The sequence below is a fragment of the Arthrobacter sp. Y3221157 genome, assembly GCF_059089865.1.
This window is the reverse complement of sequence record NZ_JBNHFD010000004.1, coordinates 1-13,136: the sequence shown is the minus strand read 5'-3', so window position 1 is coordinate 13,136 and position 13,136 is coordinate 1. Positions and strand designations below refer to the sequence as shown.

The 13,136-nt window shown below is 64.4% G+C and carries 11 protein-coding genes; 3 read left to right on the top strand and 8 right to left on the bottom strand.

Annotation, left to right across the window (positions count from 1 at the left end; translation table 11 throughout):
- Positions 1–94: 94 nt before the first annotated feature.
- Positions 95–310 carry a helix-turn-helix domain-containing protein gene (locus tag AC5RTT_RS02305; protein ID WP_009356834.1) on the top strand — a complete coding sequence of 72 codons (216 nt, stop codon included), beginning with the start codon at positions 95–97 and terminating at the stop codon, positions 308–310.
- 36 nt (positions 311–346) lie between these two features.
- Here the strand turns inward: AC5RTT_RS02305 and AC5RTT_RS02300 are convergent, their stop codons facing one another.
- The gene (locus AC5RTT_RS02300; RefSeq protein ID WP_494143846.1) at positions 347–922 is read right to left on the bottom strand and encodes a hypothetical protein; all 576 of its coding nucleotides are present in this window, start codon (positions 920–922) and stop codon (positions 347–349) included.
- Positions 923–1,060: 138 nt separating this feature from the next.
- On the opposite strand from AC5RTT_RS02300, the gene AC5RTT_RS02295 reads away from it, so the two are divergent.
- Positions 1,061–1,867 carry a LysM peptidoglycan-binding domain-containing protein gene (locus AC5RTT_RS02295; RefSeq protein ID WP_494143845.1) on the top strand — a complete coding sequence of 269 codons (807 nt, stop codon included), beginning with the start codon at positions 1,061–1,063 and terminating at the stop codon, positions 1,865–1,867.
- Positions 1,868–2,097: 230 nt separating this feature from the next.
- Complete coding sequence (locus AC5RTT_RS02290; RefSeq protein WP_494008736.1) at positions 2,098–2,454, top strand: Rv3235 family protein; 357 nt, start codon at positions 2,098–2,100, stop codon at positions 2,452–2,454.
- A gap of 86 nt (positions 2,455–2,540) precedes the next feature.
- Here the strand turns inward: AC5RTT_RS02290 and secA are convergent, their stop codons facing one another.
- The 7 genes from secA to mtrA all read right to left on the bottom strand — a co-directional run bounded on the left by secA (position 2,541) and on the right by mtrA (position 12,812).
- A complete protein-coding gene (gene secA / locus AC5RTT_RS02285) occupies positions 2,541–5,282 on the bottom strand; it encodes a preprotein translocase subunit SecA (RefSeq protein WP_494143844.1) in 2,742 nt (913 codons plus the stop codon).
- A 99-nt stretch (positions 5,283–5,381) separates the two neighbouring features.
- Positions 5,382–6,587, bottom strand: a complete 1,206-nt coding sequence (locus AC5RTT_RS02280) for a winged helix-turn-helix domain-containing protein (RefSeq protein WP_494143843.1) — start codon at positions 6,585–6,587, stop codon at positions 5,382–5,384.
- 29 nt (positions 6,588–6,616) lie between these two features.
- Positions 6,617–7,342 carry a ribosome hibernation-promoting factor, HPF/YfiA family gene (gene hpf / locus AC5RTT_RS02275; RefSeq protein ID WP_494143842.1) on the bottom strand — a complete coding sequence of 242 codons (726 nt, stop codon included), beginning with the start codon at positions 7,340–7,342 and terminating at the stop codon, positions 6,617–6,619.
- Between the two features lie 173 nt (positions 7,343–7,515).
- Positions 7,516–8,406: a ComF family protein gene (locus AC5RTT_RS02270; RefSeq protein WP_494143841.1), complete on the bottom strand. Its 891-nt coding sequence runs from the start codon at positions 8,404–8,406 to the stop codon at positions 7,516–7,518.
- Positions 8,407–8,507: 101 nt separating this feature from the next.
- A complete protein-coding gene (locus AC5RTT_RS02265) occupies positions 8,508–10,220 on the bottom strand; it encodes an LpqB family beta-propeller domain-containing protein (protein WP_494143908.1) in 1,713 nt (570 codons plus the stop codon).
- Positions 10,220–12,013 carry an MtrAB system histidine kinase MtrB gene (gene mtrB / locus AC5RTT_RS02260; protein ID WP_494143907.1) on the bottom strand — a complete coding sequence of 598 codons (1,794 nt, stop codon included), beginning with the start codon at positions 12,011–12,013 and terminating at the stop codon, positions 10,220–10,222. The genes AC5RTT_RS02265 and mtrB overlap by 1 nt, the downstream gene beginning before the upstream one ends.
- Before the next feature lie 124 nt (positions 12,014–12,137).
- A complete protein-coding gene (mtrA, locus tag AC5RTT_RS02255; protein ID WP_009356825.1) occupies positions 12,138–12,812 on the bottom strand; it encodes an MtrAB system response regulator MtrA in 675 nt (224 codons plus the stop codon).
- Positions 12,813–13,136: the final 324 nt, after the last annotated feature.

Genomic DNA, 13,136 nt, shown 5'->3' with positions numbered 1-13,136 from the left:
GGCCAGGGCCGCCAAAACGAAAGTCATTGGTGTAAACAAGGCCAATCTGTGGATAACGAACGCAAAGTGATTCAGGTAGTGGCAAAATGGAGGCATGCCCAGGTTCCTGACGCTCGCGGATGTCGCCGAGCAGCTCCAGATCAATTCGCCTGCCGCGTACGCACTGGTGCGAAGCGGAGAACTGAAGGCTATCCAGGTGGGCGGGCGCGGCCAGTGGCGCGTGGAAGAGAAAATGCTCGAACAGTACATCGAGGAGCGCTACGCCGAGGCCAGCCGCATGATCCAGGAGTCCAAGTCCCGGTCGGTCTGACCAGGCGCGCGTCCCGGACACCTTCCGGCCGTGCGGTCACATGTCCCGCACAAGGGGCGACCTGATAGCTGCCAATGCCGTGAACGGAACGGTCGAAACCCCTGTGACACGAGGGCTTCGGCGCGGCTCCCCCGGAACCACTGTCGCGAGGTCGAGGTAATCCCTGCCCACCCTGTCGATGACCCCTTCGAGGCGGACGGTGCCGGCGCCGGGGCCGGATCCCAAGGTAACGGTGAGCGCAGCCCGGTCCCTGGCGAGGGCGCGCAGAGAGTGCGCGAGACCCAACGCCCGGCGCACCTGAGACGGCTCGGAACGCGAGAACCTGTCCAGGCCCGTGTACCGGGCTACCGCGGCGTAGGGAACCAGGATCTGGTGAGGATCCTCATGCAGGACCAGGGCGTCCGCACCCGCGTGGCTCAGTGTTCCGTGCAGCGTTTCCCCGCCTGACAAATGCACAGCTACGAGGCAACCGAGAGCTGCGCGCAACCTGTCAGCCAGCCCCAAGTCCACCTCCTCGGCCCTGGCGCGTTCGTTGACTTCGGCGTCGAGCGAGAGCCTGTCTGACTCCGCCAACTGGCTTTCCATGTCATTGAAGAGTGCATCCCAGCGCATCCGGCCAGAGTAGGGCCGCCTCCCCGGCGGGTCAAGCAAAAAAACTTCCGCCCTCCAACGTCTGGACAAACATGAAGATACCGGAGCAAACTGAACCAGTCACATCAAACTGCATCAAAGTGCATCAAAGGGGTAAAGATGGCACGAACCGACTCCACCCTCGGCGCCGACGCAACCATAGCCGCCGGCCTGCTACTCCTGGGCGTGCTGCTTTCAGTCATCGGCGCGGGGCTCCTCGACCAATGGCAGGAATCCATTGCCCGGAACCACGAATTCACCGTCGACCAGATTCTGGGGGCGGCCGCAACAGCCTCCGGTGCCATCCTGCTCCTTTGGTGGCTGCTTTCCCTCGCCAGTGCGGCAGCCGGTTTGATTCTTGAGAAACGTGGCAGGATGGATGCCGCCGCAGCGGCAGGCAGCATGGCACCGGCGTTCATGCGGCGGCTGGTCATTGCCACAGTGTCGTTCCAACTCTTGTCCGGGGCTGCAGCCAATGCGGCAGCACCGGGGCCGGAATGGGCACCCACAACCCAGGGACAGGAGCGAACCTCGACTGACGCCGGGGTCAACGCTTTGGCCCGGGCACAAACCGCAGGACCCCCGGCTTCACCGGCTTCTGAGGCCCCCTCCAGCGACACTTTCCCATCAACGTTTGAGCCCGGGTGGCAGCCGCGGGGACCTGTCGTCGAACCCGGGCCGCTGGCCGCGTCGCCCGTCCGCGGTAATTTCTCCACACCGGCAACGGGCTGGCCTGCCGGGGCCGTGACCGTCCTTGCCGGCGACAGCCTGTGGGGCATTGTGGCGAACCATCTGGGCCACGGAGCGTCGGACGTGGACATAGCCCTCGAGTGGCCGCGCTGGTACGAAGCCAACAGGGAGCTCATTGGCCAGAACCCGGATGTCCTCCTCCCGGGTCAGGTTCTGCTGCCGCCGGCACCTGCCTAACCAGCCGCCACCCGGCAGGAACTTGACCCGCCGGGCACCGACGGCACGAATTCATCAAACGAAACCACTACAAAGGGGAATCCATGTCTGCAGTCACGCCAATCCGTGCCGCCCAGGGACCAACAGCCAGCAATCCTGGAACAGGACGGGCGCCGGGGACAGCGGGAGTTCCGCTGGACCAGCGCCGCACCAGAACTCCCCGGCCGCCAAATGCACCAGAGCTTCGGGCAGTGGACGAAACAGCAGAGGTACGGGCCATCACCCGCGGCACCGTCCAGGCCGCCATGGAAGTACTGGCCGGGATACGGCCTATCCACCAACTGGCCCGCCGGCTGGATCCGCGTTGCCTGGGGAATCTGCAGCACCGCGCTTCCCTCATCAGGCGGGAGATAAACCGCACCGGAAACCCGGCGCTGGCCCGGCTCCACCGAAATTCCATCGTCCGCTCGGTCCGCGTCTGCGAAGTCGCCGAAGGTGTTTTTGAAGCAAGCGCGGTGGTGGTGGATGACGTCCGTGCCCGCGCCGTAGCCGTCCGGCTGGAGCGCAGCAAGCAGGTGTGGAGGGTGACCCAACTTGTCATCGGCTGATATGCAGAAAGGAGGCAGGTCCGGAACTTACGGACCTGCCTCCTTAGTTGCCTACCGTGGGGGGCACACGATCAACAACCGCTGGGTCAGCGGCGCTTCTTCTTGCCCGTCGACCGCCGGGCCGCATCCTGTGCCGCTGCCTTGGCGGGATTTCCGGAACGTCCGGACGATCGCGTCTCCACCCGGGTCTGGGTTCCGCCAGTTTCGCTCGGTGCCGTGTATTGCAGCTGAGCTGGCTTTTCAGGCGCTTCCAGGCCAGCCGCCTTCACCTGTGGTTCAACATGTTCAGTGTGGCCGCCGGCGGCATCCGGAACCACGACGTCCTGTGCAGGCGTGACTTCCACTTCCAGGTTGAACAGGAACCCAACACTTTCTTCGCGGATAGCCTCCATCATGCTCTGGAAAAGGACAAACCCTTCACGCTGGTACTCGACGAGCGGGTCGCGCTGGGCCATGGCGCGCAGGCCAATGCCTTCCTTGAGGTAATCCATCTCGTAGAGGTGTTCCTGCCACTTCCGCCCGATGACGGACAGGACCACACGGCGTTCCAGCTCCCGCATGCTCTCGGAGCCGATGGCTTCCTCCCGTGCCTGGTAGACCAGGCGGGCGTCGGACAGCAGCTCTTCCTTCAGGAATTCCACCGTCAGGCGCGACTTGCCGCCGGCCTCATCAATGATGTCCTCGGCCGCGACGGTCACTGGGTACAGCGTCTTCAGGTTGGTCCAGAGCTGCTGGAAGTCCCAGTCGTCGCCGTTCCCTTCCGCCGTAGCGTCGTCGATCAGTGCCGTGATGGTGTCCTCAACGAAAAACTGCACCTTCTCGTGCAGGTCGTCGCCTTCCAGAATTCGGCGGCGGTCGCTGTAGATGGCCTCGCGCTGGCGGTTCAGCACGTCGTCGTACTTCAGCACGTTCTTGCGCTGCTCGGCGTTGCGGCCTTCCACCTGTCCCTGCGCAGAGGCAATGGCCCGGGAGACAAGCTTGGATTCCAGCGCGACGTCGTCCGGTACCGAGCTGTTCATGAGGCGTTCGGCAGCACCAGAGTTGAAAAGCCGCATCAGATCATCGGTCAGGGACAGGTAGAAGCGGGACTCGCCCGGGTCCCCCTGGCGTCCGGACCGGCCGCGGAGCTGGTTGTCGATCCGGCGGGATTCGTGCCGCTCGGTGCCCAGGACGTAGAGACCGCCGAGGTTCAGCACTTCCTCATGTTCGTCCTTCACCGACTGCTTGGCTGCTTCCAGGGCTGCCGGCCAGGCGGATTCGTACTCCTCCGAATTTTCCTCCGGGTCCAGTCCGCGCTTTGCGAGTTCGGCAACCGCGGTGAACTCTGCATTGCCGCCCAGCATGATGTCCGTACCACGGCCGGCCATGTTGGTAGCCACGGTGACGGCTCCCTTGCGGCCGGCCTGGGCGACGATCGCAGCCTCACGGGCATGGTTCTTCGCGTTCAGGACCTCGTGCCGGATGCCTTCTTTGGCAAGGAGCCGGGACAGGTATTCGCTCTTTTCAACGCTGGTGGTGCCCACCAGGACGGGCTGGCCCTTTTCGTGGCGTTCGGCGATGTCACGCACCACTGCGTCGAACTTGACGGTCTCGTTCTTGAAGACCAGGTCCGGCTGATCGATGCGCTGCATATCCCGGTTGGTGGGAATGGGCACGACGCCGAGCTTGTAGGTGCTCATGAACTCGGCAGCCTCGGTTTCCGCGGTACCGGTCATGCCGGAAAGCTTGCCGTACATGCGGAAATAGTTCTGCAGGGTCACCGTGGCCAGCGTCTGGTTTTCGGCCTTGATCTCGACGCCTTCCTTGGCCTCGATCGCCTGGTGCATGCCCTCGTTGTAGCGGCGCCCGGCCAGGATGCGGCCCGTGTGCTCATCAACAATCAGAACCTCGCCGTCGAGGATGACGTAGTCCTTGTCCCGCTTGAACAGTTCCTTCGCCTTGATGGCGTTGTTGAGGAACCCGATCAGCGGAGTGTTCGCCGATTCGTACAGGTTGGAGATGCCGAGGTAGTCCTCGACTTTCTCGATGCCGCTCTCCAGCACACCGACGGTGCGCTTTTTCTCATCGACCTCGTAGTCCTTCTCGGGCTGCAGCCGGAGAACAACCTTTGCAAACTCGCTGTACCACCGGTTGGTGTCGCCCTGGGCGGGGCCGGAGATGATCAGTGGCGTACGTGCCTCGTCAATCAGGATGGAGTCCACCTCGTCCACGATGGCGAAGTGGTGCCCGCGCTGGACCAGTTCGTTCCGGTCCCAGGCCATGTTGTCGCGCAGGTAGTCGAACCCGAACTCGTTGTTCGTGCCGTACGTGATGTCGGCTGCATACTGCTGGCGCCGCAGCGCAGGATCCTGGTTGGACAGGATGCACCCGCTGGTCAGGCCCAGGAACCGGTAGACGCGGCCCATCAGGTCGGACTGGTATTCGGCCAGGTAGTCGTTCACAGTCACCACGTGCACACCCTTGCCGGTGAGGGCATTCAGGTAGGCAGGAGCGGTTGCCACTAGGGTCTTGCCTTCACCCGTCTTCATTTCGGCGATGTTGCCAAGGTGCAGGGCGGCGCCACCCATCAGCTGGACGTCGAAGTGCCGCATGCCCAGGGTCCGGGACGCGGCTTCCCTTACCGCGGCGAAGGCCTCCGGAAGCAGGTCGTCCAGTTTCTCGCCGTCCTGGTGCCGTTCGCGCAGACGGTCCGTTTCCTCGCGGAGTTCAGCGTCGGTGAAGGTCTTGAACGAGTCTTCGAGTGCATTGATGGAGTCGGCATAGTTCCGCAGTTGCCGCAAGGTTTTTTTGTCACCCGTGCGGAGTAGTTTTTCGATAAGTGATGCCACGTGAAAATGCTCCCAGTCTCATGCCGCCGAATTCTGGCGTTTTTAGTCTACGGGAGAGACCACCGGCAGACGCCGGTTTCCCTCAGAGCTGATACTCACCTATCCGAGTGCCACCGCTTTGGCGAGGCCCGGCGCCAGGTCGCCTGTGGGCTGCACCTCCACCGCACTCAGCCCCAGCCACTGGGCCATGAGGGCCAGTTCCGCGGCGAGTTCGACGCCGGTGTCCGCCGGTGCTTCCGGCTCGGCAAAGGCGGATCTCACCAGCAGCTTCCCGCCGGCGCGGTCGGCTTTCAGGTCCACGCGGGCGACGATCCTGTCACGGAGGAGAAACGGAAGGACGTAGTAGCCAAAGCGCCTTTTATTTTCCGGAGTATAGATTTCGATCCTGTAGTGGAACCCGAACAGTTCCTCGAGCCGGCGGCGCTCAAAGACCAGCGAGTCGAACGGGCTGAGCAGGGCGCGCCCCACGGCCCGGCGTGGCAGCACGGCGTCCACGTGCCGGTAGATGTCACGTTTCCAGCCGGCTACCGTTACGGGTTCAAGCCTGCCCAGCCGCACCAGATGCTCAACGGACTGGGCGGTTGCCTTGACGGGCGTGCGGAAGTAGTCGGCAAAGCAGCGGATGCTTCCGATGCCGTGGGCCTGAGCTGCGGCCTCCGTCAGCCGGTGCAGCGCCGCCGCCGGATCCGCGTCGCTGTTCCGGTCCGCGTGTGGCAGCACTCGTTCAGCCAGCGTGTACTTGCGCTCGAACTGTTCTGTCCGGGAGGCCGCGGAGACCAGCCCCTCCTCAAACAAATGCTCCAGCACCCGCTTGACCGCGTTCCAGTTCCAGCCCCAGTTCGCTTCCTGTTTTTCCTCGACGTGGCCAATCCTGGCGGTCAGTTCCGAAGCCGTCAGGGGACGGCTGCTGGCAAGGGTTTCGAGTATTTTGGCCGTGATGGCGGCGCGCTGACCGGGATCCATCCGCCCTGCACCCACCCAGGCGCGCCGTTGCCAGAGCCGGAGGTCCTGGTAGTGCTCGGGCCGGATATAGCTTGCCTCGTGGGCCCAGTACTCCACCATGCGGCGTGGGTGGGTGCCGGACATCCGCTGCAGGATAGTGCGGTCGTAATTGCCAAGCCTTGAGAAAAAGGGGAGGAAATGGCTGCGTGAAAGGACATTGACGGAGTCGATCTGTACCAGCTGTATTTGGGCAAAGGTCCGGCCCACCGTCCGTGAAGTTACGGGGCCGGCGGGCCGTCCTTTGTGAAGTCCCTGCGCTGCCAAGGCGATCCGCCGTGCCTGGTCCAGGCTCAGCGGTGGCACGTCAGTCCTCTCTGGTGGCTATGGCCACCTTAAGCGTTCGCTGCAGATTCATCCGAGCGGTAGGCAAGGATCTTTTCCTCGATTACCGTGTCCCCGGGCTCGCATTCGTGGTCAAGCGTGATGACACCGTAAGTCCAGCCGCGGCGCCGGTAAACCACCGACGGCGTATTGGTTGCCTTGTCCACGAAGAGGTAGAAATCGTGGCCCACAAGCTCCATGTTGTCCACGGCGTCATCCAGCGAAAGGGATGCGGCCGGAAAGACCTTGCGGCGGATCAGCACGGGGGAATCCCCGGCCGGGATGTCGTTGTCCACGTCATAAGGGGACTTGTCAACAGGCGCTGCCGTGGCTTCGTTCCGGTGGCTCGCCTCGACATAAAGCGGTTCGTGGGTACTGGCAGGCTCGAGTGTGGCGGTCGCTTCCCGGACGGCCTTCGGAGTGTGCCGCCCGTGGTGGACCTTCTTGCGGTCCTTGGCGCGGCGGAGACGCTCAAGCAGTTTGTTGTATGCAAGATCGAACGCTGCAAACTTGTCGGCGGCACTGGCTTCGGCACGGATCACAGGTCCACGGCCCAATACTGTCACCTCAACGGTCAGCTGGTCGCCGGTCTGCCGGGCATTCGTCTCCTTGGAGACCTTGGCATCGACGCGCTGGACTTTGTCTCCAAGCGACTCGATCTTTGAGATCTTCTCCCCGGCGTATTCGCGGAACCGGTCTGAAACTGTCAGATTTCGTCCGCTGATCATAAACTCCATGGTGCCCTCCAAATGACTTCGGTGACACGACGGCGGCACTTCGCTGGGCCGAGCTGTTTGACAGTCAAGCCCCTCTCCGAGCCGCCATCGACAGGTACATTCTGTTCTTGGTACCCACCACCGACGTTAGTTCATAGCCATCCGTTATTCATCCTTTCCCGGTTTATTTTTTTCTAAGTCATGGTTGTTTCCGCGGCCCCGGAGGCCTCCGTGCCGGCGCCAGCAGCGTCGGGCGGGCGTGTCGCGGCCAGGACCACCGCACCGGTGACTACGGCCCCCGCCTGGTGCAAAGCCCGGGCCGCTTCGGCAAGGGTGGCGCCGGTGGTGAGGACGTCGTCGACGATGATGCAGCGTCGTCCGGCAATCCGTACCCCATCCCGGCGCCGGACCTTCATTGAGCCGCGAACACGCTTGGCCCGGGCTCCCCGGCCGAGCCCCTTCTGCCCTCCGGCCACCCGGACGCCCGCCCTGCCGGCCTTGCCCAGGACGTCCGCCACCGTGACTCCCGGCATCAGCCGCGCCACCTGTGCCAGGAGCAGGTGGACGGGGCTGAAACCCCTGCTCATGAAGGCCGTGGAACTGGTGGGAACGGGGACAAGACAGGCTGCCTGCCCCTCCCCCGCCGCGGCCAGGACACCGCGGGCAAGTGCCCTGCCAAGGCTGCTCCTGAGCTGATGCTGGCCGTGCCGTTTAAACGACAGGAGCGCCTGCGCAAGTTCCTCCCGGTACACGCCGGAGGCTACGACCGGCAGCAGCACCCTCCCGCCAATGTCCATCAGCGCCGGCGCTCCGGTCTCAGCACGGAACGGATCCCTGGTCAGGCGCCTGATCTGCCGGTCGCAGGCGGCGCAGAGCGCGTGGTCTTCAGCGCCGCAGCACACGCAATCCACCGGAACGGCCAATGCCAGCAGCTCAGCGGCCGCGCCGGACAGCTGCTCCGCCAGGCGCAGCAACCGGCTGCTGTGCTCCGACCGGTGCCGGGCGGATCGGGGTGGCAGGGGAAAAAGATCGGGATCGGTCCGGGGGCGGCGGCCAGAGGGAGGCAGGAAAGCTGGACTGGTCATGGCTCCACGTTCCACGCCGCGGGCGTTGAAGGACAGTCCTCCGTCATGGCATGTGGACATTGCTGGGGAAGCATGCGGCAGTTCCGCCGCAGCTCCTGTGGTTAACCGGGGAAGGACGGATCGATAGGTCCCTTGATCTGCGGTGACCAACCGTTGCCCAGCCGCTGGAAAATGCCCTCGGCTGACTGCCCGTAGACCTCTTCGGCGCCATTTCCCGCGCTGAGGGCCACAAGCCCGGGCCACGGAGCCAGTTGCTGCGGCTGGCCCGACGTGAGGGACAGCAGTTCCGGCGTGACGTTGGACGCCGCCGCCCCCTTCATCACCGCCACCGTTGTGTCACTGACCCACGCCCCCTGGTCAGGGTTGCTCTCGGTGGCCAAGGTGACCGGTGCCGTCAGTTCACGAGGGGTTCCGTCACCGCCACGGATGATGCCGGCCACCTGTACCCGCGTCCTGCCGTTCTGTTCCGATATGACCAGGGCCCGCACCCCCTCCCGCGAGATCCGGAGTTCCTTGACGGTCCGGCCGGCGAGCCATGCGGGGGCCAGCGTGACCGAAGGGACGGACGCCCCCTCGGCCACCCCGCCCGGGCGGTAGGCAACTACTTCCGTGGCGCCGTTCGCTCCCGGCCCTGCAGTCCACACCCAGTCGTTGAGGTCAAAGGAGGGGCGGCTCAGCGTGCTCCGGGTGGTAAGGGACCGTGCCGGCTGTCCAGGGTTGATGCCGTAGAGGGTGGTCCTGCCGTCGTTGAGGAACGCTGCCGTCTGCGATACCGGGGATTCCGCGGGGAACCGGGGATTCAGTGCCGAAACCGGCTGCATGTCCGGCAGCGGGGAAACCCTGTTGTTCTCGTACCTCACCAGCTCGTTGCCGCTGATGGCGATCTGGCGCGACGGCACGCTCTTGTCCTGCACCGGCGGCAGCACGGATCCGTCGTCCTCCACCCGAACCAGGTCCTGGTTCGCCCGCAGCTCCACATTGACCACATCGGGCTGGCTGCGGAACGTCAGTGTCAGCTGCATCTGCATGCGCAGGCGGTCCTCCGGGGAGGTCTCCATCAGTTCCTTCGCCGTCAGGTCCACCTGCGCTGCCCCGGACACCACCGGGACGGATTCACGGGCCAGCTTGATGCCGGACGGGAAAGCGCTGGCCACCGCGCCCCGCAGGTACGGTGCAGGCCCGGCAAGCAGGGCGCTGGTCATCGCCTTCACGGTCTTATTCCTGATGAACCACCGCACGTCCGGAACCGCAAAGGTGAAGGTGGGATCGTAGAAGTAGATGGGATAGGCGCCGTAGATCACCTTGAAGGTCTCTTCGGCGATGGCTGTACCGTCTGGAATTGCAGAGATGCGCCACTCACCGTCGACCTGGGTGACGGTCACGGGGATCTTCTCCACTGTTCCTTCCGGTGATTGCGTGGCGATCCCGTCCGCATCGATCGTGTAGGCGACGTCGAGCTCGTAGTTGTAGACGTTTTCGGTGTCTGTGGCCACCACCCGGGCGTCCCTGTAGACGAGGGCACGCTGGTCCGGCTTCCAGGACACGGAGGAAGCCTGGGTCAGGTATTGGCGGGCGACGGCGTAGTCGTCCTCATACCCGCTTCCGGCCCGGTAGAAGTAGTCGATGATGGTCTCGGGCGAGGCGCCCGGCTGCGGTGCTGCCGGGAGGAACACGGGTGCGCTGAGGTTGCCTGCGCTGCCTTCGCTGCTCTTTCCCACCGGTCCGGAGGTGGGGATGCGCGCGCAGCCGGCCAGCACGAACGCAAGGGCAAGCAGGAAGGCGGCGCCTTTCACCAGGAGCAGGCGGCGGGGCATCATGGAGTTTCTTTCGACGTCGGCACCGGGGCCAGGCGCGCAGCGCCGGTTTCAAGGACCAGCATGTTGCGGTTGTCCATTTCCCTGGGAATGTTGCGCGGTTCACCGGGAGCCATGACGTCATCGGGTTCGAGCTGGACAGGCGACGTATCGAAGTTTTCCCCCTGGTGGAGCGGCAGGGTGAGCCGGAAGTTGGCGCCGGAACCTTTCCTGCCCCAGGCTTGCAGCCAGCCGTTGTGCAGTTTGGTGTCCTCCATGGCGATGGACAGGCCCAGTCCGCTGCCGCCCGTGGTGCGGGCCCGGGCAGGGTCCGCACGCCAGAACCGGTCAAAGACCCGGGCGGCCTCCGAAGGCTCCATGCCTATGCCGCGGTCACGGACAGCAATTCCGACGGCGGCCTGGTTGGCTGCCACGGTGACGGTGACGGGTTTCCCCTCACCGTGTTCAACGGCATTGAGGATCAGGTTCCGCAGGATTCTGTCGATGCGCCGGGCGTCCATGTCCACCACGATGGGCTCGGCGGGGGCACTGAGGACAATCTCCGAACCGTATTCAGCCGCCACCGGCGCCGCCCCTTCGATGACGTGCCCAACAACCTGCAGGATGTCCTCCGGCTCAGCATCCAGGACGGCCACCCCGGCGTCGAAGCGGGATATCTCCAGCAGGTCGGACAGCAGTGACTGGAAGCGTTCCACCTGGTTGTAGAGCAGTTCCGCCGACCGCTTGTTGATGGGGTCGAAATCATCGCGGGCGTCATACAGGACCTCAGCTGCCATGCGGACGGTGGTCAGCGGAGTCCGGAGCTCGTGCGAGACGTCGGACACGAAACGCTGCTGCATCTGGGACAGGGTGGCCAGCTGGGTGATCTGTTCCTGGAGGCTGGCAGCCATGTGGTTAAAGGACGCACCAAGGCGCGCCACCTCGTCCTCGCCGCGGACCACCATCCGTTCCTGCAACTGCCCGGCCGCAAGTTTCTCGGAAACCATGGCGGCATGGCTGACCGGGCTGACCACGTTGCGGGTCACGTACCAGGCCACTGCGCCGATCAACAGCACCAGCACTGCGCCGCCTGCCCAGAGCACGCGCTGGATTTCATCCAGGGTCTGCTGGGCGGTATTAAGGTCGTAGATCAGGTACAGCTCGTAAACGGTTCCGTTGAACGTCACCTTGTTGCCAACGGCGATTCCCGGCCTGTCCTCGGTGCCCACGGGAATGACAGTGGATGCCCAATACTGGTCCTTCCCGGATTCCTGGACCGCCTTCCGCAGTTCAGGGGGGATAACACTCACCGTCAACTGGTCCGAAGCGCGGGACTCAACCCACCGGTTCCTGGGCTTGGTCTGCTCAGGCATCGCTTCAAACACGTAGCGGCGCTGGATGACGGAGCCCCTGCCTTCCACGGCGTTCAGGGTGTCGTACACCAGGGTTATGACGCTGGACTGGTCGGTGACCTGGGCGCCGTCGAACGTGTCCTGGACCTGCTTGACGTTGTAACGGGTCTCCGACTCCGCCTGCGTCAGGCGCTCCTGGAACAGATTGTTGGCGATCTGATGGGAGAGGTATGCCCCGACCGCTGCGAAGGACGTGACGGCCAGGAGCAGAGTAGTAAGGACAGTGCGGAACTGCAGGGAGCGGCGCCACCGCCGCTGGAGGGCGCGACCGAGGTGGCGCAGTGCCGGAAGCAAGCGGCGGAAGCCTGTACCGACGAGGCGTGCAACGCGAAGACTGACAATCAGGGCCCGGCGCTGCCAGATGCGCCCCCGAAAGGCCAGTTCCCGGAATCCGGGCGTCAGGGAGTCCGAGTGTTCGGGGGCCGGCTGCAGCCCGCCTGCCCCCTGAACAGTTGGGGGGCCTCCGGTTGAGGGGGGTTCGGGCGGCGGTACGCCGGCTTTGCGTCCCTCCCCGGAAGCAGCGGGGTCAGGCCCCTGCTTTGTAGCCGACACCACGCACCGTCATTACAACTTCGGGAGCCTCCGGATCACGCTCAATCTTGGACCGCAGGCGCTGGACATGGACGTTCACCAGTCGCGTGTCCGCAGCGTGGCGGTAGCCCCAGACCTGCTCGAGCAGCAGCTCTCGGGTGAACACCTGCCACGGTTTGCGTGCCAGTGCCACCAGGAGGTCAAATTCGAGCGGCGTGAGCGAGATCCGTTCGTTGCCCCGGCTGACGGTGTGCCCCGCGACGTCGATGGTGATATCGGCAATCCGCAGGGTTTCCGGTGCTTTCTGGTCGCCCGGGCGGAGGCGTGCCCTGACACGCGCCACCAGCTCGGCGGGCTTGAACGGCTTGGGCACGTAGTCGTCGGCTCCTGATTCCAGGCCGCGGACGACGTCAGAGGTGTCCGACTTGGCGGTCAGCATGACGATGGGCACGTCCGATTCGGCACGGATCTGCCGGCACACCTCGATGCCGTCCACGCCGGGAAGCATGAGGTCCAGCAGTACAAGGTCCGGCCTGGATGACCGGAAAACGTCCAGCGCCTGGGCGCCATCGGCGCAGAAGACCGGCTCAAAGCCGTCATTGCGAAGTACAATTCCAATCATTTCGGCCAGCGCTTCATCATCATCAACCACCAGAATGCGTGCCTTCATAGTTATATATTCCCTTATCAGGCAGCCTTTGTCCTGTTCAGCAGCCTCCGGCATGGCGGAACGCTAGGACGGCCGACGCCGGAACTATAGGCTGGGGGGCATGCCGGACCTTCCCGGCGCCCTTCCGCGCAGTGCGCCGGGCGCTGCGGGCAGCTGACGGCCTGGTACGGGGGAAGGAATAGGGTGGCACCACAAGATTCAGGCCCGCAGTGGCCCTCTGATTCGCCGTGGCCGTTATGCGGCGTTGAGACGGCAGATCTTCCCGGGCGGCAGCCGGATATGGATCCGCAGGACCAACCAGCCAATTCCATGTCCCACGGCTTC

What these genes read in the sequence shown, in the direction of transcription:
- mtrA (WP_009356825.1), bottom strand. Translation starts at nt 12,812, where the DNA reads ATGAAGGCACGCATTCTGGTGGTTGATGATGATGAAGCGCTGGCCGAA.
- AC5RTT_RS02265 (WP_494143908.1), bottom strand. Translation starts at nt 10,220, where the DNA reads ATGCCCCGCCGCCTGCTCCTGGTGAAAGGCGCCGCCTTCCTGCTTGCC.
- AC5RTT_RS02305 (WP_009356834.1), top strand. Translation starts at nt 95, where the DNA reads ATGCCCAGGTTCCTGACGCTCGCGGATGTCGCCGAGCAGCTCCAGATC.
- AC5RTT_RS02295 (WP_494143845.1), top strand. Translation starts at nt 1,061, where the DNA reads ATGGCACGAACCGACTCCACCCTCGGCGCCGACGCAACCATAGCCGCC.
- AC5RTT_RS02300 (WP_494143846.1), bottom strand. Translation starts at nt 922, where the DNA reads ATGCGCTGGGATGCACTCTTCAATGACATGGAAAGCCAGTTGGCGGAG.
- AC5RTT_RS02270 (WP_494143841.1), bottom strand. Translation starts at nt 8,406, where the DNA reads ATGACCAGTCCAGCTTTCCTGCCTCCCTCTGGCCGCCGCCCCCGGACC.
- hpf (WP_494143842.1), bottom strand. Translation starts at nt 7,342, where the DNA reads ATGGAGTTTATGATCAGCGGACGAAATCTGACAGTTTCAGACCGGTTC.